Annotated in this window: 18 protein-coding genes and 1 pseudogene; 10 read left to right on the top strand and 9 right to left on the bottom strand. The window is 72.8% G+C overall.

Annotated features, from left to right (window positions below; genetic code table 11):
- Nucleotides 1-149: 149 nt before the first annotated feature.
- On the top strand, nt 150-3,476 hold the full coding sequence (locus ACZ4UV_RS30835) for a BTAD domain-containing putative transcriptional regulator (RefSeq protein WP_467842268.1): 3,327 nt from the start codon (nt 150-152) through the stop codon (nt 3,474-3,476).
- Between the two features lie 32 nt (nt 3,477-3,508).
- On the opposite strand, the gene pgm is transcribed toward ACZ4UV_RS30835, so the two are convergent.
- The 4 genes from pgm to ACZ4UV_RS30815 form a co-directional block, all read right to left on the bottom strand.
- On the bottom strand, nt 3,509-5,149 hold the full coding sequence (gene pgm, locus ACZ4UV_RS30830) for a phosphoglucomutase (alpha-D-glucose-1,6-bisphosphate-dependent) (protein WP_451019236.1): 1,641 nt from the start codon (nt 5,147-5,149) through the stop codon (nt 3,509-3,511).
- Between the two features lie 270 nt (nt 5,150-5,419).
- Nucleotides 5,420-6,175: a CbtA family protein gene (locus tag ACZ4UV_RS30825; protein WP_451019235.1), complete on the bottom strand. Its 756-nt coding sequence runs from the start codon at nt 6,173-6,175 to the stop codon at nt 5,420-5,422.
- 22 nt (nt 6,176-6,197) lie between these two features.
- Nucleotides 6,198-6,419 (bottom strand): CbtB domain-containing protein, encoded by a 222-nt coding sequence (locus ACZ4UV_RS30820; RefSeq protein WP_293990680.1) that lies wholly within the window; start codon nt 6,417-6,419, stop codon nt 6,198-6,200.
- A 194-nt stretch (nt 6,420-6,613) separates the two neighbouring features.
- The gene (locus tag ACZ4UV_RS30815) at nt 6,614-7,720 is read right to left on the bottom strand and encodes an enoyl-CoA hydratase/isomerase family protein (protein ID WP_467842262.1); all 1,107 of its coding nucleotides are present in this window, start codon (nt 7,718-7,720) and stop codon (nt 6,614-6,616) included.
- A gap of 432 nt (nt 7,721-8,152) precedes the next feature.
- Here ACZ4UV_RS30815 and ACZ4UV_RS30810 point away from each other — a divergent pair, with 432 nt between their 5' ends.
- The 5 genes and pseudogenes from ACZ4UV_RS30810 (at nt 8,153) to ACZ4UV_RS30790 (ending at nt 16,256) form a co-directional block, all read left to right on the top strand.
- Nucleotides 8,153-9,349 (top strand): EfeM/EfeO family lipoprotein, encoded by a 1,197-nt coding sequence (locus ACZ4UV_RS30810; RefSeq protein WP_467842258.1) that lies wholly within the window; start codon nt 8,153-8,155, stop codon nt 9,347-9,349.
- Nucleotides 9,346-10,578 (top strand): iron uptake transporter deferrochelatase/peroxidase subunit, encoded by a 1,233-nt coding sequence (efeB, locus tag ACZ4UV_RS30805; RefSeq protein WP_467842255.1) that lies wholly within the window; start codon nt 9,346-9,348, stop codon nt 10,576-10,578. The genes ACZ4UV_RS30810 and efeB overlap by 4 nt, the downstream gene beginning before the upstream one ends.
- A 213-nt stretch (nt 10,579-10,791) precedes the next feature.
- Nucleotides 10,792-12,597 (top strand): phospholipase C, encoded by a 1,806-nt coding sequence (locus tag ACZ4UV_RS30800; RefSeq protein WP_467842898.1) that lies wholly within the window; start codon nt 10,792-10,794, stop codon nt 12,595-12,597.
- Nucleotides 12,598-12,801: 204 nt separating this feature from the next.
- Nucleotides 12,802-13,647 (top strand): annotated as a pseudogene (locus ACZ4UV_RS30795) (multicopper oxidase family protein); the annotation flags it as partial.
- A gap of 236 nt (nt 13,648-13,883) precedes the next feature.
- Nucleotides 13,884-16,256: a SpoIIE family protein phosphatase gene (locus tag ACZ4UV_RS30790; RefSeq protein ID WP_451019230.1), complete on the top strand. Its 2,373-nt coding sequence runs from the start codon at nt 13,884-13,886 to the stop codon at nt 16,254-16,256.
- Nucleotides 16,257-16,327: 71 nt separating this feature from the next.
- On the opposite strand, the gene ACZ4UV_RS30785 is transcribed toward ACZ4UV_RS30790, so the two are convergent.
- The 5 genes from ACZ4UV_RS30785 to ACZ4UV_RS30765 all read right to left on the bottom strand — a co-directional run bounded on the left by ACZ4UV_RS30785 (nt 16,328) and on the right by ACZ4UV_RS30765 (nt 23,515).
- Entirely contained in the window at nt 16,328-18,166 is a 1,839-nt protein-coding gene (locus tag ACZ4UV_RS30785; protein WP_451019229.1) for a M1 family metallopeptidase, read from the bottom strand.
- 155 nt (nt 18,167-18,321) lie between these two features.
- Nucleotides 18,322-18,927 (bottom strand): hypothetical protein, encoded by a 606-nt coding sequence (locus tag ACZ4UV_RS30780; protein ID WP_451019228.1) that lies wholly within the window; start codon nt 18,925-18,927, stop codon nt 18,322-18,324.
- On the bottom strand, nt 18,924-20,636 hold the full coding sequence (locus ACZ4UV_RS30775) for a PHP domain-containing protein (protein ID WP_451019227.1): 1,713 nt from the start codon (nt 20,634-20,636) through the stop codon (nt 18,924-18,926). Before ACZ4UV_RS30775 ends, ACZ4UV_RS30780 begins: the two co-directional genes overlap by 4 nt.
- A 218-nt stretch (nt 20,637-20,854) precedes the next feature.
- Nucleotides 20,855-23,041 carry a catalase/peroxidase HPI gene (gene katG, locus ACZ4UV_RS30770; RefSeq protein ID WP_451019226.1) on the bottom strand — a complete coding sequence of 729 codons (2,187 nt, stop codon included), beginning with the start codon at nt 23,039-23,041 and terminating at the stop codon, nt 20,855-20,857.
- Nucleotides 23,042-23,077: 36 nt separating this feature from the next.
- Entirely contained in the window at nt 23,078-23,515 is a 438-nt protein-coding gene (locus ACZ4UV_RS30765) for a Fur family transcriptional regulator (protein ID WP_351714790.1), read from the bottom strand.
- A gap of 220 nt (nt 23,516-23,735) precedes the next feature.
- On the opposite strand from ACZ4UV_RS30765, the gene ACZ4UV_RS30760 reads away from it, so the two are divergent.
- The 4 genes from ACZ4UV_RS30760 (at nt 23,736) to ACZ4UV_RS30745 (ending at nt 25,772) form a co-directional block, all read left to right on the top strand.
- A complete protein-coding gene (locus tag ACZ4UV_RS30760) occupies nt 23,736-24,098 on the top strand; it encodes a sortase-dependent protein (protein WP_467842248.1) in 363 nt (120 codons plus the stop codon).
- Nucleotides 24,095-24,727 (top strand): class F sortase, encoded by a 633-nt coding sequence (locus tag ACZ4UV_RS30755; RefSeq protein ID WP_451023323.1) that lies wholly within the window; start codon nt 24,095-24,097, stop codon nt 24,725-24,727. The genes ACZ4UV_RS30760 and ACZ4UV_RS30755 overlap by 4 nt, the downstream gene beginning before the upstream one ends.
- A 99-nt stretch (nt 24,728-24,826) precedes the next feature.
- A complete protein-coding gene (locus tag ACZ4UV_RS30750) occupies nt 24,827-25,318 on the top strand; it encodes an RNA polymerase sigma factor (RefSeq protein WP_351499761.1) in 492 nt (163 codons plus the stop codon).
- On the top strand, nt 25,302-25,772 hold the full coding sequence (locus ACZ4UV_RS30745) for a hypothetical protein (protein WP_451023322.1): 471 nt from the start codon (nt 25,302-25,304) through the stop codon (nt 25,770-25,772). The genes ACZ4UV_RS30750 and ACZ4UV_RS30745 overlap by 17 nt, the downstream gene beginning before the upstream one ends.
- Nucleotides 25,773-25,816: the final 44 nt, after the last annotated feature.

Below are 25,816 nucleotides of genomic sequence, written 5' to 3'. Positions count from 1 at the left end.
CCGCCCACCGTGGCCCACCCCTCTTGGCGTCCGCTTGGCGGCCGGCTTGGCGGTGGGTGCGGCGGCCGGCCCGGCGGCACGGCCGCGTCCAGCCCGCGTTTAACGTCTGTTGACGGGATCGACGCGGCGCTCGGGTAGATTCCGGCGGCGTGCTGCGTTTGCGAGTCCTGGGTCCGCTGGGTGCCGAAGTCGCCGGGACACCGGTCGAGTTGGGTGCCCCGCGGCAGCGCGCCGTGCTGGCCCTGCTGATCGCGGCCCGGGGCGGTGTCGTACCGGTGGACCGGATGACGGACGCGCTGTGGCGGGGTGAGCCGCCGGCCAAGGCCGGTGTGTCGCTGCACGCCTATCTGTCGAACCTGCGCCGGTCGCTGGAACCGGGACGGCCGCCGCGGGCGCCGGCCACCGTCCTGGTCACCGTGGCGCCCGGGTACGCCCTGCGGCTGGCCGCGGACGCGGTGGACGCCTGGCGGTTCGAGACCTGGGTCGGGCGGGCCCGTACCGCCCCGGCCGAGGAGGCCCGGCAGCTGCTGGCCGAGGCGCTGGGCTGGTGGCGGGGGCCTGCCTTCGCCGAGCACGCGGACGAGGAGTGGGCCGCCGCCGAGGTGGCCCGGCTGACCGGGCTGCACGCGGAGGCCCGGGAACTGGCCGTGGCCGCGGATCTGCGGACCGGCCGGGCGGCACAGGCCGCGGCCGACGCCGAGTCGCTGGTCCGGGACAGCCCCCTGCGCGAGGAGGGCTGGCGGCTGCTCGCGCTCGCCCAGTGGGCCTGCGACCGGCAGGCCGACGCCCTCGCCGCGGTGCGCCGGGCCGGAGCCGTCCTGCGCGACGAACTCGGCTGCGATCCGGGGCCCGCCCTGCGGGAGTTGGAGCACGCGGTGCTCAACGGGCGGCTCGACGTGCTGCGCGCGGCCGTGCCCGAGCCCGTAGCCGAGCCCCCCGCGCGCACCGGCCCCGGTCTGTTCGTCGGCAGGGGCCGGGAGTTGCGGGCCCTGACCGGGGCGGCCCGGGCCGCCCGCGAGGGCGGCGGACTGGTGCTGGTCACGGGCGCGGCCGGCGCCGGCAAGTCCGCGTTCCTCGACCGGGCCGCGGCCCGGCTGCGCGAGGCCGGCTGGCGGGTGGTGGTCGGGCGCTGCCCCGAGTACGAGGGCGCACCGCCCGCCTGGGCCTGGGTGGAGGCGCTCGGCGCGCTCGCCCGCGAGGTGCCGCCGACCGGCCCCGAGGAGCTGGCGGTGCTGCTGCGGGAGCCGCAGGGCACGGCGGCCCCGAGCCGGGACGACGAGGCCAGCGCCGGCCGCTTCCGCATGCACCGCGCCTTCGCCGACTGGCTGCGCGCCGCGGCCTCCCAGGCGCCCCTCGCCGTCCTCCTGGAGGACCTGCACCGGGCGGACGCCGAGACCCTCGCCCTGGTCGAGGCGGCGGCCGCCGTCACCGGGGTGCCCCTGCTCACGGTCGCCGGTTACCGCCCCGCCGAGGTCGGCGAACACCTCCTCAAGACCCTCGCCCACCTCGCCCCGGGCGCCCCGCACCGGATCGCGCTCGGCGGCCTGCCGCTCCAGGACACCGCCACCCTGGTGGACGCCGTCTGCGGCGCGCCCGTGGATCCGGCGACCGTGGCGGCGCTCGCCGAACGCACCGGCGGCAATCCGTTCTACGTCCTGGAGAGCGCCCGGCTGCTGGCCGACGAGGGCGCCCTGGTCGCGGTCTCCGAGGTCCCCCAGGGGGTGCGCGACGTGCTGCGCAGGCGCCTCGCCCTGCTGCCCGCCGCAGCCCGGTCCGTGGTACAGCTCACCGCCGTGCTGGGTCTGGAGGCCGAGGTCGCCCTGCTCGTCGATGCCGCCGAGGCGGACGAGGAGCAGGTGCTGGAGGGTCTCGACGCGGCGCTCGCCGCCGACCTGCTCGCCGAACCCGGGCCCGGCCGCGTCCGGTTCGTGCACGCCCTGGTCCGCGACACCGTCTACGCGGACCTGTCCGGCGCCCGGCGCTCCCGGCTGCACGCCCGCGTCGCGCGCCTGCTGCGCCACCACCGGCCTGGTGAACTCACCGCCCTGGCCCACCACTTCGCCCGTTCCGGCAGCACGGCCGACGCCCCGCTCGCCATCGACTACGCGCTGCGCGCCGCCGAGGCCGCCGAGCGGCGCTACGCCCACGACGTCGCCGTCGCCCTGATCCAGCAGGCGATCGACACCCGTACCGCGACCACGGGCGACGACACTCCGCCCGACCGGCTGATCGAGCTGCTGGTACGGCTGCTGGGCGCGCAGGTGCGCACCGGTGCCACCGACGCGGCCCGGCGTACCCGGCAGCGCGCGGTGGAGCTCGCCGAGCAGGCCGACCGCGGCGACCTGGTCGCGGCCGTGTACGGGGCCTGGACCGAGCCCGCGGCCTGGCGCAGCCGGCTCGAAGGGCCGTACGACCGGACCGCGCTGGCCCGCCTCGAACGGCTCGCGGCCGATCCGGGGCTGGACGGGCCGACCCGGGCCCGGGTCCTCCAGGTCCTCGTGGACGCGGTCGCCGCCGAGGACCAGCCCCGGGCCCTGGAGGCGGCCCGCGCCCAGCTGGACCTCGCCCGTGCCGACGGCGAACCCCGGCTGATGGCCGCCGCGTTGATGACCTCGGCGCGGCTGCTGCCGCACGAGAACCGGACCGACACCCGGCCGGCGCTCACCGCCGAGCTGCGGGGCCTCGCCCAGGCCCACGACCTGCCCGCCTATCGCTGGGTCTGCGAGAACCTGGACGCGATGACGGCCGCCGCCCGCAACGACCCGGCCGCCGTGCACCGGCACACCGTGGAGGGCCTGGTCCTCGCCCGCCGCTACCGGCTGGTGTGGGCGCAGGGGCTCAGCGCGGCGACCTCGGCGATGCTGGCCTGCGTGACGGGGCGCTTCGAGGCGGCGGAGGCCGCCTATGCCGAGGCGGACACCCTGCTGCAGCGGGTGGGCGCCCACCACGCCACGGGTCTGCGCACGCTCGGGCTGATCACCGTGCGGCTGGTCCAGGAGCGTGCGGCCGACGTCGAGCCGCTGGTCCGGGCGGTGTACGAGTCGGCGCCCGGCCAGGTCGCGGTGGCGTGGGCGCTGGTCCTGGCGCGCCAGGGCAGACTCGACGAGGCCCTGGCCGTACCCGTCTCCGCGGAACCGCCACGGGACCATCTCTACGGCCTGGAGCTCGACTTCCGCGCCCAGCTCGCCGTGCTCCACGAAGACCACGGCGCGGCGGCGGCCCTCCTCGGGCACCTGCGGCCGCTGCGGGAGCAGCTGGCCGGCGCCGCGGGCGCGGCGTACGCGAGCCGACCGCTCGCGCACGCCCTCGCCGACCTGCACCGGCTGCTCGGCGAGGACCGGGCGGCGGCCGAGGGCTACGCGCTGGCCGAACGCACCGCGCTCGCCTGGGGTTCGGCCCACCTCGCGGCCGACGCCCGCCGGGCCGCGGCGGACCTGGCCGAGACCCGGGCCCGCCGCCGCACCTTCGCGACCTGACGGCCCGGCACGGCACCGGGCCGCCCCCGTCGTCAGCCGCCGAGCGCGGTGTCCACCACCGCCTTGGCCTCCTCCTGCACCCGGGCCAGGTGGCCGGGACCATGGAAGGACTCGGCGTAGATCTTGTAGACGTCCTCGGTGCCGGACGGGCGGGCGGCGAACCAGGCGTTCTCCGTGGTCACCTTGATGCCGCCGATCGCCGCGCCGTTGCCCGGAGCCTCCGTGAGGACGGCGGTGACCGGCTCGCCCGCCAGGGTCTCGGCGGTGACCTGGGCCGGGGAGAGCTTGGCGAGGAGGGCCTTCTCCTCGCGGGTGGCGGGGGCGTCGATGCGGGCGTAGGCGGGTTCGCCGAAGCGGGCGGTGAGGTCGGCGTAGTGCTCGGACGGGGTCTTGTCCGTCACGGCCGTGATCTCGGAGGCGAGCAGGGCGAGCAGGATGCCGTCCTTGTCGGTCGTCCAGACCGAGCCGTCCCGGCGCAGGAAGGAGGCGCCGGCCGACTCCTCGCCGCCGAACCCGATGGCACCGCTGACGAGTCCGTCGACGAACCACTTGAACCCGACCGGGACCTCGACCAGTTGACGGCCGAGGTCGGCGGCGACCCGGTCGATCATCGAGGAGGAGACCAGGGTCTTGCCGACGCCGGCGTCCGCCGCCCACTGCTCGCGGTGGCGGTAGAGGTAGGAGATGGCGACGGCGAGGTAGTGGTTGGGGTTCATCAGCCCGGCGTCGCGGGTGACGATGCCGTGCCGGTCCGCGTCGGCGTCGTTGCCGGTGGCGACGCGGAACTCGTCCCGCTTCTCGATCAGCGAGGCCATCGCGTACGGCGACGAGCAGTCCATACGGATCTTGCCGTCCCAGTCCAGCGTCATGAACCGCCAGGTGGGGTCGGTGTACGGGTTGACCACGGTGAGGTCCAGGCTGTGCCGTTCGGCGATCCGGCCCCAGTAGGCGACGGAGGCGCCACCGAGCGGGTCGGCTCCGATGCGCAGCCCGGAGGCCCGGACCGCGTCGAGGTCGAGGACGCTGGGCAGGTCGTCGACGTAGACGCCCATGAAGTCGTAGCGGCCGGTGGTGGGTGCGGCGAGCGCGCGCTCGTACGGGATGCGCCGTACGTCCTTCATCCCGCCCGCGATGATCTGGTTGGCGCGGTCCTGGATCCAGGAGGTGGCGTCGGAGGCGGCGGGGCCGCCGCTGGGCGGGTTGTACTTGAAGCCGCCGTCGGCGGGCGGGTTGTGCGAGGGGGTGACCACGACGCCGTCCGCGAGACCGGTGGTGCGGCCCCGGTTGTGGGTGAGGACGGCGTGCGAGACGGCGGGGGTGGGGGTGTAGCCGTCGGCGCTGTCGACGAGGACGGTGACGCCGTTGGCGGCGAAGACCTCCAGCGCGGTGACCTTGGCGGGCTCGGACAGGGCGTGGGTGTCCGCGCCCAGGAAGAGGGGGCCGTCGGTGCCCTGGCCGCTCCGGTACTCGCAGATGGCCTGGCTGGTGGCGGCGATGTGGTCCTCGTTGAACGCGGTCGTCAGCGACGATCCGCGGTGTCCCGAGGTGCCGAACGCCACCCGCTGGCCCGGGTCGGACGGGTCGGGGTGCAGTGCGTAGTAGGCCGTGACCAGCCGGGCCACGTCGACGAGGTCCTCCGGAGCCGCCGGCCGGCCCGCTCGCTCATGCGGCATGAGTCCACTTCCTCCGCAGTCGTTGATCGATCGCTGGCCGCCCATCTTTCCTTGTCAGCGGCCACGAACGCGAGTACGGCACCGGCCGCGCGCCGAAGACACGGCGGGTTCACGACCGGTTCACAGCAGGGGTACCGCGGCGGGCGGGCGCTGTTCGAAGACGTCCGTCCACGGCTCGTAGCCGAGGTGAGCGAACGCGGGAGGGCCCCGGACGGTTCCGGTGGGCCCTCTCGTGTCGTTCGGTGTCGCCGTGGTGGGGCGCGGAGCCGGTCAGTGCGGAGCGGCCACCGTGCGCGCGGCGGCCGGCGCCTTCGCCGGCTTCGGGTTGAGGACGCGCTCGGCCAACTCGCCGAACAGCAGGCCGAATCCGCCCCACAGCACCGCCTGGATGGCGAGCGCCGAGAGCCGGAACCGCCACAGCAGGGTGGCCGGGAAGTCCTTCGGCACCTCGTTGACGACGGGGAGGAACTGGTAGGCCAGCCCGATGACGACGGCGAACGCGGCCACCGCGAGCACGGTCGCCCACCAGGTGCCCAGCCGCGGCTGGAGCCGCTTGCCGAGGATGGCGGCGGCGACCGCGAGGAGCACGCTGAGCAGCATCATCAGGAAGTACAGCGTGGTCCGCTTGCCGATGGTGTCCGGGTCGCCCACCGACGGCGGGTTGGCCGGGTACTTCAGGAACGGCACCACGTACACGGCGACCAGGGCGCAGCCGGACAGCAGCAGCGCCGTCCCCCGCGCCGAGAAGCGGCCGACGCGGCCGAGGGCGAAGCAGTAGGCCAGGGCGGCGATGCCGCCGAAGGCGACCCCGTAGACGAGGACACCGGTGGCCAGGCCTGCGGTGGACTGCAGGGAGCGGGAGACGACCTCCATCTCGTGCTCGTGCGCGTGGGCGTCCTCGAAGCTGATCGCCTTGTCGACGTTCGGCTCACCGAGCAGGTAGGCGACGACGAGGGCGAGCAGGCCGGCGGCCAGGCCGGCGAGCATGCCCCGCACCAGGAGGTTCCGGACCGTTGCGGAGTTCATGGGGGGTACGGCGTCCCTCGCGTCAGTGGCAGGGGAAGCCGAGCAGGTGGCGGGCGTCGTGCACCCACTCGTGGACGTCCGTGCCGCTGAACACGGAGGTGGCGCCCTGCTCGGCGCCGACGAAGTAGAGCAGGATCAGCATCAGGATGCCGAAGAAGACCGCCCAGGGAGCTATCGCGGACAGCGGCAGCTTGGCGGGAACGGCGGGGGTGTTGGCTGTCGGCGGAGCGACGGTCTGCGCCATGGCAGGACCTCCTCTGGGAGTTCGCGTCCCAACTCGGTGGTGCACAGGACGACGGCCACGGGTCTGACTCACGAGCAGCCCGGGGGCCCTCGCATACAGTGGCGCGACCGTTCCGGATTCCCACCGGCTTCCGTCTCGCCGTCGTCGATATCGGACAGACCGTACCGCGTGTCAGGGGCACGGCCAAGACCGCGTCACCAGGCGTGATCTTCGTCTCGCGCCTGGTGGGCGGCCGGCGGGGCGGATCGGGCGGGTGGGGCGAGGCCGAGTTCGCGTTCGCCGAGCGGGGCGAAGAAGCGGTCGACGTCGGCGTCGGCGACCTCGGCGAGGGTGGCCGGGGACCAGTGCGGGGCGCGGTCCTTGTCGACGACCTGGGCCCGGATGCCCTCCACCAGGTCGTGGGTCGCCAGGGTTGCGCAGGAGACGCGGTACTCCTGGTCCAGGACCCGCTCCAGCGAGCCGAGTCGCCGGGCCCGGCGCAGCGCCGCCAGCGTGACCTTCAGGGCGGTGGGCGACCTGGTGAGCAGGGTGTCCGCCGTCTCCTTCGCCGCCGGGTCGCCGTGCGCGAACAGCCGCTGGACGATCTCCTCGACGGTGTCGGCCGCGTAGCAGGCGTCGATCCACGCCCGGTGCCCGGCCAACTCCCCGTCGGGCGCCTGCCGTACCTGCCGGGCGAGCGCCTCGGGTACGGGCAGGCCGGCGAGGTCGGCGACGAACGCGGGGATCGAGCCGGACGGCATGCAGTGGTCGGCGAGGCCGCAGAGCACGGCGTCGGCGGCCCCGATCTGGCCGCCGGTCAGGGCGAGATGGGTGCCGAGTTCGCCGGGCGCACGGCCGAGCAGATACGTGCCGCCGACGTCGGGCACGAAGCCGATCCCTGTCTCCGGCATGGCGATCCGTGACCGCTCGGTGGCGATCCGGACGCTGCCGTGCGCCGAGACACCGACCCCGCCGCCCATCACGATGCCGTCCATGAGCGCGACGTACGGCTTCGGGTACCGGGCGATGCGGGCGTTGAGCCGGTACTCGTCCCGCCAGAACGCGGCCGCGGCCGACCCGTCGCCGTCCCGGGCGTCGTCGTGGACGGCACGGATGTCCCCGCCCGCGCACAGGCCGCGTTCCCCCGCGCCGGTGATGACGACGGTCTCGACGGCGGGGTCGTGCTCCCATTCCGTGAGCGCCTCGTCGATGCGGCGCACCATGGCGTGGGTCAGCGCGTTGATGGCCTTCGGCCGGTTGAGCGTGAGGTGCGCGGCCCGTCCGTCGACGTGCAGCAGGACGTGTTCCTCGGCGCCGGTCATCCGGACACCTCCGCCGGGCCGCGGGCCACGATGAGGCGCATGATCTCGTCGGTTCCTTCCGGGACGGGTGGACGCGTGGGTCACGGACGATCTTCTCGTGTCCGTCGCGCCCCCAGCACGCCGACCCGTCGAAGGGCGTGCCGCTCGGTGGTCAGGGGCGGCGGCCGGCGGCGACAAAGATACGCCGAAGAAGCGGAGTCGGCCGGTGTCGGCCTCGACCTTCCAGAAGGCGGTGACGGGGCCTTCGGTGACTGCCGTTGCCCGTGCCCTCTTCAGGCCGGTCCGGCCCGGTACCGAACGGGCGGCTCCGCTGGAGGTCCGGTGAACCGGCAGGGAACTCTTGGTCATGGGTTTCCCTGGACGGCCGTTCGAGTACAAAGGGCTGCCTAACATGAGGCGATCACGAACGGTACGAACCCCCGGGAGGTCGGGATGGTGTTGTCCGGCCTCAGCTGGAGGTCGTTGCGTCCCTGGGCGGTCGTCGGTGTCGCCGTCGTATGCCTGGTGGCCGGAATTCTGGCGCTCACGCACGACTCACGCCCCGCGCACGCCGACCCGGCCGCGCTGCCGCACACCACCGTGGAGGTGTCCGCCAGCCGCTGCGGCCGGGGGTGGAGCGCGCCGGTCTCCGGTGTCCAGGTCTTCGACCTGCACAATCCGACCGACGGGGCCGCCGAGGTGCTGCTGGAGGACCCGAAGAGCCGGGCCGTGTACGGCGAGGTGGAGGACATCGGGCCCGGAACGACCCGCGAGCTCACCGTCCGGCTCGGCAAGGGCGCGTACGCGTTCAAGTGCGTGCCCGACGACGCCGACGCCGTCACCGGGCCGACCGTCCGGATCGCCAGGGGCAGCAGCGGCCCGGCCGCGGCCCCGGTCACCGAGCACGACCTGATCCCGCCGGCCCTCGCCTACCAGAAGTGGGTCGGCAGCGGCCTGTCCGACGTCGTACGGCTGACGGCCGCCCTGCGGGACGCGATCGACCGCGGTGATCTCGCCGCCGCCCGCACCGCCTGGCTGCCGGCGCACCTGGAGTACGAGCGGCTGGGCGCCGCGTACGACGCCTTCGGCGACGCCGACGGCGCGATCAACGGCACGGACGCGGGACTGCCCGGCGGGGTGCACGACAAGGACTTCACCGGCTTCCACCGGATCGAGTACGGCCTGTGGCACGGCGAGTCCGCCGCCGGCCTGCGCGGCCCGGCCGCCGGCCTGGTGAAGGCGGTCACCGCGCTGCGCGACGACTGGGCACAGACCCGGATGGACCCCGCCCAGCTGGGGCTGCGGGCGCACGAGATCCTGGAGAACACGGTGCAGTTCGAGCTGACCGGCCGTACCGACTACGGCAGCGGCAGCAACCTCGCCACCGCCCGCGCCAACCTGGACGGCACGGTGGAGGTCATGTCCCGGCTGCACCCGCTGCTGGCCACCCGGTACGCGGATCTGGCCGGTCTGGAGAGCGAGCTGAAGCAGGCGGGCACGGTGCTCGACGGCTTCGATCACGGCGGCACCTGGACAGCGCTGGGGAAGCTCGGTCACCGGCAGCGGGAGGACGTCGACGCGGTCCTCGGCGACCTGGTGGAGCGGCTGGCGTCGGTGGCGACCCTGTGCGACCCGCGGAGGACGGTATGAGCGCGAACCAGACGGGCGGCGAGGGCGGAGTGGGCCGCCGCGGGTTCCTGCGCGGCGCGGCCCTCGCGGGGGCCGGGCTGGCCGCGGGCGCGGCCGCCCCCAGCAGCACGGACACCACCGCCCCCGGCACGATCGCTCCCTTCCACGGCGCCCGCCAGCAGTCCGCGATCGCCCCGCCCCGCCGGACGACCGTGTTCACCTCCTTCGACGTCACCGCCGGGAGCCGCGCCGAGCTGACCGAACTGCTGCACACGCTCACCGACCGCGCCCGCTTCCTGACCTCGGGCGGCACCCCGGACCCGGTGGGTGTCACCGCGCCGCCCGCCGACTCGGGTGTCCTCGGTGAGCGACTGCCGTCCGGTGCGCTGGCGGTGACCGTCGGCGTCGGCGGCTCGCTCTTCGACGACCGGTTCGGGCTCGGGAAACTGAGACCGCGTCGGCTGACGGCGATGCCGGCGTTCCCGGACGACGACCTCCGGCCCGAGTGGTGCCACGGCGACCTCAGTTTGCAGTTGCACGCGGACGACACCGACACCGTGCTGCACGCACTGCGCGACATCGCCCGGCACACCCGGGGCGGCATCCAGGTCCGCTGGCGGCTGGACGGCTTCACCAGTCCGCCCCGCCCGTCCGGCACCCCGCGCAACCTGCTGGGCTTCAAGGACGGCACCGCCAACCCGGAGACCGGCAGCGGCCGGGAGATGAACCGGCTGGTGTGGGTAGGCAAGGACTCCGGGGAACCGGAGTGGGCGGTGGGCGGCAGCTACCAGGTGGTCCGGCTGATCCGCATGCTGGTGGAGTTCTGGGACCGGGTCTCGCTCAGCGAGCAGGAGCGGATGTTCGGCCGTTCCCGTGAGTCCGGGGCACCCCTGGACGGCGACGCCGAGCACGACACGCCTGATTACGCCGACGACCCCAAGGGGGACGTCATCCCGCTGGACGCGCACATCCGGCTGGCCAACCCGCGCACCCCGGCCACCGCCGACCAGCGGCTCCTGCGCCGTGCCTACAACTACGACCGGGGCATGGACAGCAACGGCAACCTCGACATGGGCCTGCTGTTCTGCTGCTACCAGCAGGACCTGGCCCGGCAGTTCGAGACCGTGCAGAAGCGGCTGGCCGGGGAGCCGCTGGTCGACTACATCTCGCCGTTCGGCGGCGGCTACTTCTTCGCCCTGCCCGGGGTGCGGGACCGCGACGACTGGTACGGCCGCGCTCTGCTCGCCTGAGCTTGTTCGAACAACTCCGTGGCAATTCCGTAGCCCAAACGGTCAATACACCGTCAAGGTTTGCCCCAGCATCCCTGACCCGGTGTTCATTCACCCGCCATCATGGCTCCCCCGGAGCGCCGGGAAGCGGGCGAAGCATCCCTGGCTGTACGACGCAGTGACGTTCATGCCCGGAGGGGAACCAGCATGGCCAGCACAGGAAGACGAACGGCGATGAGGAGCCTCGGCGCTCTCGCGGGGGCCGCCGCGCTCACGGTCCTCGGAGGCACCGCGCCCAGCTGGGCCGCCGTACCCGCCGGGCACAGCGGCGGCTCGTCGACCGCTACCCCGATCAAGCACGTGGTCGTGCTGTTCGACGAGAACATCTCCTTCGACCACTACTTTGCGACCTACCCGAAGGCCGCGAACACCGACGGCACGAAGTTCACGGCGTCCAAGAAGACCCCGAAGGACATCGACACCGTCGCGCACGCCGGGCTACTGACGAAGAACCCGAACCAGTACGCGCCCAAGCGGCTCTCCTCGTCGCAGGCGATGACCTGCGACCAGAACCACTCCTACGGGCCCGAGCAGCTGGCCTACGACGGCGGCAAGGCCGACCAGTTCGTGCAGAACACCGAGGTCGACAAGTGCTCCGGCGGCCTGTTCGGCGAGCCGGGCCTGGTCATGGACTACTACGACGGCAACACCGTCACCGGTCTGTGGAACTACGCCCAGCAGTACGCCCTCAACGACCGCTCCTACAGCTCGGTCTACGGCCCGTCCACGCCCGGCGCGCTCAACCTGGTCTCGGGTCAGACGCACGGCGCGATCTCGGTGGACCCGGTCACCGGCAAGCAGACGTCGACGCCGGACTCGTACGCCATCGCCTCCCCGAACGCGAAGGGCGTCGGCACGGTCGTCAACGACCCCGACCCGGCCTACGACGACTGCTCCGACAAGGACCGCACCAGCACCAGCGCGCTGGCGTCGCTGCAGGGCAAGAACATCGGTGACCTGCTCAACTCCAAGAAGGTGACCTGGGGCTGGTTCCAGGGCGGCTTCCGTCCGTCCACGGCCTACAACGGCACCTCCGGCTCCTACGCCAAGTGCGACACCACGCACACCAACGTCGGCGGCGCCTCGGTGGTCGACTACAGCCCGCACCACAACCCGTTCTCGTACTACAAGTCGACGTCCAACCCGCACCACGTGGCGCCGAAGAACGTGAACGAGATCGGTCACAACGGCCGGGCGAACCACAACTACGACCTGACCGACTTCACCGCGGTCGCCAAGGCGGGCAAGCTCCCGGCCGTCAGCTTCCTCAAGGCCGGTGAGTACCAGGACGGCCACGCCGGCTACTCCGACCCGATCGACGAGCAGCACTTCCTCGTCAACGAGATCAACACCATCCAGAGCTCGCCGCAGTGGAAGTCCACCGCGATCGTCGTCGCCTACGACGACTCCGACGGCTGGTACGACCACGCGTACGCCAAGCCCCGCAACGGCTCCGAGGACACCACGGTCGGCTCCAACGGCAAGGCCCTCGACAGTGCCGCCTGCCAGTCCGGTCCGGCCGCGTCCGGCGGCTACGCCGACCGCTGCGGCCCCGGCACCCGGCAGCCGCTGCTGGTCATCTCGCCGTACAGCAAGGTGAACAAGGTCGACCACACCCAGACCGACCAGTCCTCGATCACCCGCTTCATCGAGGACAACTGGCACACCGGCCGCGTCGGGGACCACTCCTTCGACGCCACCGCGGGCTCGCTGACCAACATGTTCGACTTCCGGCACCCGAACGACAAGCAGGTGCTGCTGAACTCGGACGGCTCCGTCAAGCACATCGGCCCGATCCGCCACGTCTCCGCGGTGACCACCCACATCACCCCGGGCCCGGCGATGGTGAACACGGCCGCGACGGCCGACTCCGGCCGGTTCCCGGCCCTTCCGGTCAGCCTCGGTGCGGGCGCCCTGGTGGCCGCCGGCGCCACGGGCACGTACCTGACGCTCCGCCGCAGGCAGCGCACCGCCGGCTGACGCCCCCCGCTCCGGCCCGCTCGGCATGGTCCTCCTCCCCGGACCGTGCCGAGCGGCGTTTTCGCGCCCGTGTCCCCGACCGGGAACTGGCCGGAAATATTCACCCTTTCAGGCGGAACGGGGCATTCCTGGAACGTCGGCCCTGCCTCGGGAGTCCTGTGGGGTGAAAGGAACGAACCACAGAACACACGGGGGTGTTCGACCTTGACCGACATCATCGACAGGATCACCGAGAGCGGCGCGGGGGAAGCGGCGCCGACGCCCGAGGAACTGGCGCCCCATGTGGCGCCGTTGCCGGTTCCGCCCGACCTGGGTCCGGCTGCACCCGCAGCTCCCGCCGACCCTGATGTGGGGGTACGACGGGCAGGTGCCGGGTCCGACCATCGAGGTCCGCCGCGGGCAGCGCGTCCGCATCGCCTGGACCAACCGGATCCCGCCTGGACCGTGACCCACCTGCACGGGACGCAGACCGGCGGGGGCAACGACGGCTGGGCGGGCAACGCCGTCGGATCCGGCGACGCCCAGCTCTCCGAGTACCCGAACGATCACCAGGCGGTGCAGTGGTGGCACCACGACCGCGCCATGAACATCACCCGGTGGAACGTGCACTCCGGCCTGTACGGCACCTACCTGGTCCGTGACGACGAGGAGGACGCCCTCGGGCTGCCGTGCGGGGAGCGGGAGATCCCGCTGCTGCTCGCCGACCGGAACCTGGACACCGACGAGGACGGCCGCCTCAACGGCCGGCTGCTGCACAAGACGGTGATCGTCCAGCAGCGGAACCCGGAGACGGGCAAGCCGGTCACCACCCCGTACACCACGGTCAACGGCCGCATCTGGCCGTACGCCGAGGTGGCCGACGGCTGGTACCGCTTCCGGCTCGTCAACGCCTCCAACGCGCGCATCTACGAGCTCGTCCTCGTCGACGAGGACGGCAACCCGGTCCCGGGCGTGCTGCACCAGATCGGCAGCGACGGCGGGCTGCTGCCCCGCCCGGTCCCGGTCGACTTCGACCCCGCGCTGCCGACGCGGCTCGCGCCGGTGCCCGAGGGGCGGAGCGCCGGCGCGGAGCCGCGGGGAACCGGTCATGACGGTGCCGCCCCCCGGCGTGGCGCCGTACGCGCCGGGTCCCGGACCGTCGAGCGGCTGTGGGAGCCGGCGAGCGACGTCCTGCGGTGAGGTCCGTCGGAGCCGCCTCCGGGTACCAGGGGGCGGCGACGGTCCGTGCGGTTGTCGTCCGTCGTGCGGCACGGGATGCTGAGGGGGCACGGAGGGAAGCGGTGCCCATGGATCGTTTTCCGAACGCGGCCGACGTCGATTTCCACAGTCCTCTGGACCTCACCAAGGCCGCGGCCGCGGTGCTGGACGCCGACGGCCGCATCTCGGGCTGGGGCCCCTCGGCCCAGCGCCTCCTCGGACACCCGGCCGAGGACGTGCTCGGCCGGCCGGCGGCCCTGCTGCTGGCGACGGCTCCCGGCCGGCGGCCCTCCTCGCTCTGCACGGCGCACCGGCCCCGCAGCACGGTCCTGGACCTGTCCTGCCGGGACGGGCGCACCCTGCGCGCGGCTGTGGCCTTCAGCCCCCTGGTGTCCCAGGGGGTGGCCGCGACCGTCGTGGTCGCGGCGGAGCTGGAGGCGCTGCGCTGCTGGGAGGCGCAGCTGGCCATGTTGCAGGGGCTGGCCACCGAGTCCTCCGTGGGACTGACGATCTTCGACACCGACATGCGGGTCGTCTGGGGGAACGTCTCCACCGATCTGGAGCTCGCGGGGGTCGCCCAGTACGTGGGCCGTCCGGCCGCGGACCTCTTTCCGGAGGGCGAGTTCATCTCCCGCCACCACCCTCCGGACGAGGACCAGATCATGGAGCACGTGCTCACGACGGGCGAACCGATCATGGGCATGCACTATCGGGGCCGGGCCCCCGCCGACCCGGGGCGCGAGCACGTCTGGTCCTGCTCGTACCACCGGCTGGTGGACGCCCGGGGCGAGCCGCTGGGGCTGTTCGAGGAGTCCCTGGACATCACCGACCGCTACCGCGCCCAGGAACGGCTGTCGCTGCTCGTCCGGGCGGGCAAGCGCATCGGCGCCTCGCTGGACGTGCGCCGTACGGCCGCGGAGCTCGCCGACGTGGCGGTGCCGCAGCTGGCCGACGAGGTGCTGGTGGACCTCCCGCCGGCGGTCATCGAGGGCCGGCAGCCGCCGACCGGGTCGGCGCCGGGGCACAGCCTGCTGCGGATGCACGGCCGGACCCCGGAGGAGTTCCGGACCAGTCCCGTCTCCTATCCGCCGTCGTCGCCGCAGGCACTGAGCCTGGCCACCAGCCGCCCCGTCGTCGACGCCGCTCCGCCCGGGTCACCGGACGGCCGTGCACCGGCCGACCGGCGCTCCAGCCTGTTCGTCCCGCTGCTCGCCCGGGACGCGGTCCTCGGCCTCGCCACGTTCCGGCGCAGCAGCAACCCCGACCCCTTCGGGCCCGAGGAGCAGACCCTTGCGGTGGAGCTGACCGAGCGGGCCGCCGTCGGCATCGACAACGCCCGCCGCTACACCAGCCAGCACGCCGCGGCCCTGGTGCTCCAGCGGAGCCTGCTGCCGCAGCATCTGCCCGAGCAGAGCGCGGTCGACGTGGCGTACCGCTACCTGCCCGCCGACAGCCGGGTGGGCGTGGGCGGCGACTGGTTCGACCTGATCCCGCTCTCCGGTGCCCGGGTGGGGCTGACCGTCGGCGACGTGGTCGGCCACGGTGTGCACGCGGCCGCGACCATGGGCAGGCTCCGCGCCACCGTACGGACCCTGGCCCTGCTGGACCTCGATCCGGCGGAGCTGCTGACCCGCCTCGACGGCCTGGTCGCGCAGGACTCCGAACCCCACGCGGACGACGGGCTGGGCGACGAGGCGCTCGGGGTGACCTGCCTGTACGCGATCTACGACCCGGTGAGCGGCCGCTGTGTCTGGGCGAGCGCGGGTCATCCTCCGCCGATCGTGGCCGACGCGAACGGCTCGGTGGCGCTGTCCGCGCTCGCGCCGGGGCCGCCCCTGGGGCTGGGCAGCCTGCCCTACGAGAACGTGGAGCTGAGCCTGTCCAACGGCAGTGTGGTGGCGTTCTTCACCGACGGGGTGGTGGAGGACCGGCGCACCGACATCGACAGCGGCATCGACCGTCTCGCCCATGTGCTCACCTGGCAGCGGTGCCCGCTGGAGGAGCTGTGCGACCGGGCGCTGTCGACGCTGCCGCCCGGGCCGCAGGCGGACGACGCCACGCTGCTGCTGGTCCGCACCCGGCGGCTGGGCGCGGGCCAGGTGGTGGACCTGGAGCTGCCGCCCGACCCGGCGATGGTGGCGCAGGCGCGCACGGACACCGAGCGCCAGCTGGAGACCTGGGGCCTGTCCGACCTGGCGTTCACCGCGGAGCTGGTGGTGAGCGAGCTGGTCACCAACAGCATCCGGTACGCCACCGGGCCCGTGATGCTGAGGCTGATCAGGGACCGCAGCCTGCTGTGCGAGGTCTCCGACAACGCCCACACGGCACCGCACCTGCGGCGGGCCCGCCGGGACGACGAGGGCGGCCGCGGCCTGTTCCTCGTCGCCCAGGTGTCGCAGCGCTGGGGCACGCGCTACACCGGTTCCGGGAAGACCATCTGGGCCGAACTGGCCATCCCCTGACCTGAGCAGCGCGGAACGGCCGGTGTCTGCGGCCGTCCCGCGCGCCTCGCCGGCCCCGCGGGCCGGAGGGGTCAGCCGTCGATGCGGTGGGTGGTCCAGAACGACGTCAGGTCCGTGCTGGTGGCCGCCTGGGCCGCCGCCTTGAACTCGGCGGTGGTCGAGACGCCGTACCAGTGCGAACTGGCGTAGCTCTTCAGGAGGTTGGTCATCGCGGTGTCGCCGATCAGGCGGCGCAGGTCGTGCAGGGCGCACTTGCCGTAGCCGTAGACGACGGTGGAGTAGCGGGACGAGTGGGCGTCCCAGTACGCCATCGAGTTGGTGATCTTCTCCGCCGACGAGGCCCAGGACACGCTGTTCCAGCAGTTGGTGCCGGACAGTCCCTGCGCGAGGTCCGTGGCGTAGTCGGTGAACGCTTCGTCCAGCCAGGGGCTGTTGTACTCGTCGTCGCCGACGATGCCGTACCACCACTGGTGGCCGATCTCGTGCGTGAGCGCGGTGGTGCTGACCAGGTCGAGGACGAAGCCCGGGTACTCCATGCCGCCGAACCAGAAGTTGTTGTCGATGACCGCGTCCAGCTCGCCGTAGGGGTAGGCCCCGAAGCGGCCGGCGTGGGCGTCGACGGCCGACTTGGCGGTGGTGAGCATCGACTGGGCGCTGGAGGAGCTGATGCCCGACACGGAGTAGATGTTGACCGGGACTCCGCCGGGTGAGGTGCCGGAGATCTTGCTGAACGGCCCGGCCGCCCAGGCGAAGTCACGGACCTTGGAGGCGGTCGCGGTGGTGACGGTACGGCCGCTGGTGCCGGGGGTGTCCACGGAGGTCCCGGTCGCCGGGACCAGGAGGCTGGTGGGGTGGTCCAGGGTCACCTTGAAGTCGGCGGCGAGGGAGTAGAACGACTCGCCGTTGTTGGTGTACGGGTCGAGGTGCCAGCCGGAGCCGTCCCGGACCGCGAGGACGGGCAGGGCGTTGCCGATCATGCTGAAGGCGCCGTCGTAGCCGAAGCGGTCGGCGCCGCTGGGGACGGTGATGCCCAGGTCGAAGCCGATCGTGGTGCTCTGGCCCTGCGCCAGCGGTGTCGGCAGGGCGACCTCCAGCGCCGTGCAGGCGACCGAGAGCGCCCCCGCGGTGCCGCCGGTGACGTTGCTGACGGTGATCGGCGGGGCCGAGCAGGTGCCGTGGTAGTTGTCCCACAGCCTGAGGTAGACCTCGCTGAGAGCGGTCGAGGAGGCGTTGGTGAAGGTCACGCTCTCGTGTCCGGTCCAGCCGGTGCCGGTGGAGTTGCTGGTCAGGCTCACGGTGTACGACGGCGACGCCGGGGTGCGGGTGGTGTCGCCGGGGGTGGTGGCGGCCGAGGTGTCGAGGGCGACGTCGTCCAGGACGAAGCTGGTCTGGAGGCTGGAGTCCTCGGCACCGGTGAAGGCGACGGTCACGGTCTGCCCCGCGAACGCGGACACGTCGAAGGACTTCTTCACGTACCCGGTGTTCTTGTCCAGGTTCGAGTAAGTCGCCAGCGTGGTGCTGCCGATCTTCGCCGTGAGTTTGTCGTACGCCGTGGACGAGGTCGTCTCGGCGGTGTCGACGTGCAGCCAGAAGGTGAGCGTCGCGGCGCACCCGGAGGGGATGCTGACGCTCTGCGAGAGCGTGTCGGTGTGGGTGGAGCCGGTGCCGTCCAGCCAGGCGAAACTGGAGCCGCCGTGGGCGGACTGGCCGGAGCGGTTGGTGATCACACTGGTCGAGGACTGGGTCCAGGGTGACGTGCCGCTCTCGAAGCCGCCGTTGGTGACGACCTGGGCGGGGGTGCAGGCCGCCTGGTCGGCGGCCGACGCCGTACTGCCGGGGAGCAGGGCCGCGGCGAGCGCCGCGATGGCCAACGCGCTGGTGGCGAGGGCCTTGTGGGGGGTCGATCTCACACGAAACTCCTTTGCGGAGGCCGGGATCCCGGCCTGCTCGGTGGCCGCCGGTCCGGCTGGGATGCGCCGGTGGCGGCCTCACGCATGACGAAGTGGTGCGAGTCGGAAGCCTGACAGATTTGACCAGGCCATGTCACTAAGGGGTTACCCTCGCGTCAGATGTGGTCCGCACAGCAGGGGGTCGGGTTGGGGACCTCGAAGGGGGCCAGCAGGCCGCCCACGGCCGGGACCAGGGTGAGGGTGAGCACGCCGTCGCGCCACTCCGGGCGTACATGGTCCTGGGTCAGCACCTCGGCGGCTGGCGGGAGTTGGACGCCGGGTGCGCCGAGTACGACGAGGTGCTCGATGGCGGTGCGGTCGAGCAGGTCCGCGACGGTGACGGTGCCGGTCAGGTGCGCCACGCCGGGGTAGGCCACGGCCCGGCCGGAGGCGGGTGGTGCGGCGGCGGCCAGCCGGGCGGTGTCCACCGCGTCGCCGGGGCCGTGGGAGCGGTCGGCCAGGGCGAGGCCGGTGCCCTTCGGGAGCACGTGGACCAACTCCTGCCAGACCGCGTCCGCGTCCGGGCCGGGGACGGCCAGCGAGACCGTCGTACCCCGTCGCTCGTCGGTACGGAACAGGTGGGTGCAGGCGAACACGCCGTCCGCGAGGGACAGTTGGTCCAGCAGCCGGTGGATCAGGTGGTCGGCCTCGCGCAGGGTCGCCGTACCGGCGTCCACCCCGATGACGGAGCGGACGCCGGACGCGTGGTGCGGGGAGGTCATGCGGGCAGGACCCACATCGGGTTGGAGTAGAACCACAGGTCCTTCCACGGGTCGGCGTCGCCGAGGACGTCGATGGCCGGGCCGGCCGGGTCCACGGCGGCACCGTTGAAGCCGACCGCGGAGCGGTTGCCGTCGGTGCCGCGCAGCCGGACGTAGACCGGCTTGTCGAGACGGCCGAGGGAATACGTCAGCTTGACCGTGCCGGTCGCCTTGTTGACCTCGAAGGACTTCACGACCTTGGTGGCGGGCGTGGCGAAGGTGTCCTTGTCGCTCACCTTGCCGGTGACATCGCCCTGGATGACGTCGACGCGGGCCAGCGACGGCACGAACTGCGCCCAGTTGGGGCCGTTGGCGAGGCTGATCTCGATGACCAGGTCGACCCTGCTGCCCTTGCGGACGTGCAGCACGTCGCCGAGGGTCACCGCCTGGGAGCCGGAGCGGAGCTGGGCGTCGAGGCCGCTGATCAGGCCGCCGTGGTCCACCCAGACGCGGCCGGCCCGGATGCCGTCCATGACCGACTTGTAGGAGAAGGAGGAGGCGCCGACGTGGGTGCGGGAGTACTGGCCGGGCCAGAAGTCGGTGTCGGTGAGGCTGATGCCGGTGCCGTAGACCGGGTCCTCGTAGCGGCCGTTGGCGTTGAAGTCGCTGTTCGGGCCGCGCACCGCGGTGTCGGCGTAGACGTTGTGGGAGTCGGAGTTGGCGGTGATCCACCAGGGCTTGCCCTCGGCGAGCAGGCTGTCCCACAGGCCGCCGACGGTGGCGGTCATCCAGTCGAAGCCGCCCCAGGTGCGGTAGCTCTCCAGCGGGTAGCCGGCGAAGGAGTCGGCGCTCGGGCTGTTGTCGTAGATGCCGCGGGCCGAGCCGGGGCCGTTCGGCTTGGGCAGGCCGCCCGCCTGGTGGCCGGGGGCACCCTCGAAGCCGACGGCGATCGACGGCTGGGCGTCGCGCCAGGCGCGGATCTCGTGCGGCGAGTCGATGCCCTTGCGGGCCGGGTGGTTGGCGAGGAACAGCGCGTCCCTGACGTTGCGGCGCTGTACCTGCTCGGCGAGGAAGTTGAGCCCGGAGATGGCCAGCGCCTCGTTGGCGGGGCTGCTCGATGAGGCGCCCTTCACCGAGCCGTCGAAGGAGTTCTCGAACTCCTTGAGGACGGCGACCTCGTTCTTGCCGGGGTGGACGAAGACCGTGCCGTGCTCGGCGGCCGGGATGTTCCACTCGAGGCCCTGGAAGACCAGCGTGTCGTCGATCTGGTCGCGGGCGGCGACGATGTCCGGGTTGACCTTCTCGACACCGATCTTGGCGTGGGTCTCGCTGCCGTGGTCGGTGATGACCATCCAGTCCAGGCCGTGCGCGTTGGCCTGCCGGACGTGGTCGATGACCCGGTACTTGGCGTCGGAGCTGTACTGGGTGTGGATGTGGTGGTCGCCGGCCAGCCACAGGTAGCCGCCGGAACGGCCGCTCTGGGAGTGGGCGGAGGAGACCGAGGCGGCGGCCTGACCCGCGCCGGCGAGGACACTGCCCGCCGCGAGGCCGGCGCCGAGCAGGCCGGTGCGGCGCAGCATCGAGCGGCGGGAGAGCTGGCCGGGCGTCAGCTCCGCGTCGGGGACCGACAGATCGAGGGCGGGCGGCAGCGACGAGGCGGCGTCGCCGTCCCCGTGGTGGTGATGGTGGTGGTGACCGTGACCGTGGTCGTGGCTGTGACCGTGGCTCATGTTCGGAACTCCCGCGGGCGACCGGTACGGGGGATGGCTCAGGACGTGCAGAGTCTGCGAAGGTCGCATGAACAACGGGAGTCGAGGTCATGGTGGGGTAAAGAACGACTCATGTGCAGCGCGCTACGCACGCGTACCGGTGGGGAGTTGACCAAGGAGCCGTAAAGATGCCCGGACCGGCTCACGGGGAGCCGGTCCGGGCATCGGATCCCGGTCGGTCAGACCAGGTCGAACCGGTCCGCGTTGGCAACCTTCGTCCAGGCGGCGACGAAGTCCTTCACGAACTTCTCCTTGGCGTCGTCGCTCGCGTAGACCTCGGCGACGGCGCGCAGCTCGGAGTTGGAGCCGAAGACCAGGTCGGCACGGGTGCCGGTCCACTTGACCGCGCCGGAGGCGTCGCGGCCCTCGAAGGTGGACTGGTCCTCGGAGGTGGACTTCCAGGTCGTGCCCATGTCGAGCAGGTTGACGAAGAAGTCGTTGGTCAGCACGCCCGGCGTCTCGGTGAGGACGCCGTGCTTCGAGCCGCCCTGGTTGGCGCCGAGGACGCGCAGGCCGCCGACGAGGACGGTCAGCTCGGGGGCGCTGAGGCCGAGCAGGTTGGCACGGTCGAGGAGCAGGTACTCGGCGGGGAGGCGGTTGCCCTTGCCGAGGTAGTTGCGGAAGCCGTCCGAGGTCGGCTCCAGGGCCGCGAAGGACTCGGCGTCCGTGTGCTCGTCGGTCGCGTCGACCCGGCCCGGGGCGAAGGGCACCTCGATGTCGACACCGGCGTCCTTGGCGGCCTTCTCCACCGCGGCGGCACCGCCGAGGACGATCAGGTCGGCCAGGGAGACCTTCTTGGCGCCGGTGTTGAAGTCGCGCTGGACGCCCTCCAGGACGCGCAGGACCTGGGCGAGCTGGTCGGGGTCGTTGGCCTCCCAGCCGCGCTGCGGCTCCAGGCGGATGCGGGCGCCGTTGGCGCCGCCGCGCTTGTCGCTGCCGCGGTACGTCGAGGCCGACGCCCAGGCGGTGGAGACGAGCTGCGAGACCGTGAGGCCGGAGTCGAGGAGCTTGGCCTTGAGCGCCGTGACGTCGGCCGCGTCGATGGCCTCGCCCTCGGCCTCGGGCAGCGGGTCCTGCCAGATCAGCGTCTCCGCCGGGACCTCCGGGCCGAGGTACAGGGACTTCGGGCCCATGTCACGGTGGGTCAGCTTGAACCAGGCGCGGGCGAACGCGTCCGCGAACTGGTCGGGGTTCTCGTGGAAGCGGCGCGAGATCGGCTCGTAGATCGGGTCGAAGCGCAGCGACAGGTCGGTGGTGAGCATCGTCGGGAGCTTCTTCTTCGACGCGTCGTGCGCGTCGGGGATGATCGCCTCGGCGTCCTTGGCGACCCACTGCTTGGCGCCGGCCGGGGACTCGGTCAGCTCCCACTCGTAGCCGAAGAGGATGTCGAAGAAATCGTTGCTCCACTGGGTGGGCTTGGTGGTCCAGGTGACCTCCAGACCACTGGTGATCGCGTCGCCGGCCTTGCCCGTGCCGTAGGTGCTCTTCCAGCCGAGGCCCTGCTGCTCGATCGGCGCGCCCTCGGGCTCGGCTCCCACGTTCTCCGCGGGGCCGGCGCCGTGGGTCTTGCCGAAGGTGTGGCCGCCGGCGATGAGGGCGACGGTCTCCTCGTCGTTCATCGCCATCCGGCGGAAGGTCTCGCGGATGTCGCGGGCCGCGGCGATCGGGTCCGGGTTGCCGTTGGGGCCCTCCGGGTTGACGTAGATGAGGCCCATCTGGACGGCGCCGAGAGGGCTCTCCAGGTCGCGGTCACCGGTGTAGCGCTGGTCGTCGAGCCAGACCTTCTCGGGGCCCCAGTAGACGTCGTCCTCCGGCTCCCAGACGTCCTCGCGGCCGCCGCCGAAGCCGAAGGTCTCGAAGCCCATCGACTCCAGGGCCACGTTGCCGGTGAGGATCATGAGGTCGGCCCAGGAGATGGCCTGGCCGTACTTCTTCTTGACCGGCCACAGCAGACGGCGCGCCTTGTCGAGGTTGCCGTTGTCCGGCCAGCTGTTGAGCGGGGCGAAGCGCTGCTGGCCGGCGCCGGCGCCGCCGCGGCCGTCGGAGATGCGGTAGGTGCCCGCGCTGTGCCAGGCCATACGGATCATCAGCGGGCCGTAGTTGCCGAAGTCGGCCGGCCACCAGTCCTGCGAGGTGGTGAGCACCTCCGCGATGTCACGTTTCACGGCCGCGAGGTCGAGGTTCTGGAAGGCCTCGGCGTAGTCGAAACCCTCGTCGAGGGGGTTCGAGACGGCGGGGTTCTTGGCAAGGATCTTCAGGTTGAGCCCCTCGGGCCACCACTGGCGGTTGCCGCCGCCCTGGGTGGGGTGCGGTGCGCGGTCGTGCGCGACCGGGCACTTGCCCGCGTTCTCCTGGGCCTCAGACATGGGGGAAATCCTTCCGGAAGGGGCGGATCGACGTACTCAGGAACTGCTGACGGTGGAACAGGCGGGGCACAGGCCCCAGTAGATGACCTCGGCCTCGTCGATCGCGAAGCCGTGGTCGTCCGAAGCGGTCAGGCACGGGGCGTCGCCGACCGCACAGTCGACGTCGGCGACGGCACCGCACGACCGGCACAGGACGTGGTGGTGGTTGTCGCCGACGCGCCCCTCGAACCGGGCCGGGCTGCCGGCCGGTTCGATACGGCGTATGAGTCGTGCCGTGGTGAGCGCGTGCAGCGCGTCGTACACGGCTTGAAGCGATATGTGGCCCACCCGCTCGCGGACGCCCGAGGCGATCGCCTCGACGTCCAGGTGGTCGCCGTGGCGGACGGTCTCCAGCAGCGCGACGCGGGCGGCCGTCACCCGCAGGCCGGCACCGCGCAGCTCGTCGGCGGTCGTCGGGGGCTGGGATGCGGTCATGGCACCAACCTATCCCCTTAAACACGAGTGATTCAAGAAAACAAACCACTCAAGTCTGGTGACGAACCGGCCGACGCCGGCCCGGCCGCCTCTCCGGCCGACTTCCGCCGCACGACTTTGCCATCTCTTTACAACCCGCCCCGGTGCCGGTTCGTCTCTCCGCTCGATCCGTAACTCAGCCCGCCCCGACCACGGCGGGCCGACGAAAGAGAGCGTCCTCATGCGCCGAACCGTCCTGAGCGCCACGGCACTGGCCTGCACCGCCGTCCTGGCGGGCACCGTGCCCGCGTTCGCCGACAGCACCACCCCGAGCCCGGTCCCCACCGTGGCGCAGTCCGCCGAGCCGTCCGCCGTCCCGTCCGAGGCGCCGTCCGCCGAACCCACCCGGGCCGCGACCCCCGCGCCGACGCGGGACTCGCGCCAGGTCGCGGAGGTGCCGCAGGGCGCGCCCGACACCGGGGTGACGGAGCCGTCCAAGGACTCCGGCTCCGACAGCGCGCTGATCGGCGGAGGTGCGGCGGCCGCGCTCGCCGCGGGCGCGGTGGTGTTCGCCGTCCGTCGCCGCCGGGCGACCGGGGCATGACCCCGCTCTCCAGGCGCGCCTTCGTCACCGCCGCGACCGCCTCGCTGCTGGCGGGCTGCGCGGACCGGGCCCCGGACCGGACGGCCCCGGCCGCCCACCGGCGGACGGCCTCCTCGCCGCCGCCGTCCACGGGCACCGCCACGACCGGGTCCGCCGCGCCCACCGCGCTCGGCCGGTCCACGCCGGTCCGGCTGCGCATCCCGGCGATCGGGGTCGACACCCCGCTGCTGCGGCTCGGCCTGGCCGCCGACGGCACGGTGCAGGTGCCGCCGGTCACCGCGCACGACCGGGCGGGCTGGTACCGCTACTCCCCCACCCCGGGGCAGACCGGTCCGTCGGTGATCCTCGGCCATGTCACGGTCGGCGCGTACGGGGACGGGGTGTTCCGCCGGCTCGCGGAGCTGCGCCGTGGCGAGCAGGCCGTGGCGCGCCTGGAGAACGGCAGGTCGGCGGTGTTCACCGTGGACAAGGTGCGTACGGTCGCCAAGGCCGCGTTCCCGACGCAGGAGGTGTACGGGGACGTGGCCCGCCCGGAGCTGCGGCTGATCACCTGCGGCGGTCCGCGGGGCGGCGACGGCTACCTCGACAACGTGATCGTCTTCGCCACGCTGACCGGCACGACACCCTGACCCGCCGGAACGGATGCGGGACCGGTGGAACGTACGCCACCGGTCCCGCATCCTCCCCGACGAGTCCGACGAGCAAATCCCCCACGACCCTGGAGAACGTTGAAACGGTCCCGTGACACGGCGGCCTCCGAGCTGTTCGCCGCCCTGTACCCGCGCCTGGCCGGCTGGTGCCGCCGTCTGGTCGACGACGACGAGACGGCGCACGAGATCGCCTCGGAGGCCTTCACCCGGCTGTGGGCCCGGTGGACGAAGGTGGAGGAGCCGCGCGGCTTCCTCTACGTCACCGCGGCCAACCTCGTCCGGGACCACTGGCGCAAGCTGGAGCGCGAGCGCCGGGCGGTGCGCCGGGTCGGTTCGGAGGCCGCGATCCGCCCGCACACCGAGCCGGCGGACCCGTCGGTACGGCTGCTGGTGCAGTCGCTGCCCGAGCGGCTGCGGGTGCCGATCCTGCTGCACTACTACGCTGACATGCCGATCCGGGAGGTGTCCGAGCTGACCGGGCGCAAGGAAGGAACCGTCAAGGCCGATCTGCACGCGGCCCGAGAACTGCTGCGCGGTCATCTGAGGAGAAGCCTTGACCACACGCTTTGACGACGAGCCCGGGTTCGACGGCCCCGACGATCCGCTGGCGGTCATCCTGCGGCCGCCGGCCGCCCACCTCGGTGCGCCGCCGGGCCGCTACGAGGAGATCCGGCGCGCCGCGAGCCGCCGCCGCCTGGTCCGCACGGCGGCCGGAGCCGGGGTGACCTGTGCCGTCGCCGTCAGCGTCGCCCTGTCGCTGCATCTGACGGCACCCGCGGCACCGGCCTCCCCACAGGTGCCCCTGGCCCCGCCGGCCGTCACGCATCCCGCCCCGCACCGCCCCTCGGGATCCCCGACGCCCGCCACTCCCAGTCCGAGCCCCAGTGTCGCGCCGACGCAACGGGAGACCACGCAGGCTCCCACCCGGGGATCGTCCGCGCCCGCTTCGGCGACTCCGTCGGCGGTCCGGGACATCCCGTCCGAGGACCGGCCGAGCGCGGTCGCCACGGCGTCCACCCGCTGAGCGCTCAGCGGGAAGTGCCGACTGCTGTCGTCGGTCGTCTGCAG

The sequence above is a fragment of the Streptomyces sp. NPDC028289 genome (genome assembly GCF_055565975.1).
The sequence above is the reverse complement of the archived record's forward strand: the minus strand, read 5'-3'. Positions and strand labels throughout refer to the sequence as shown.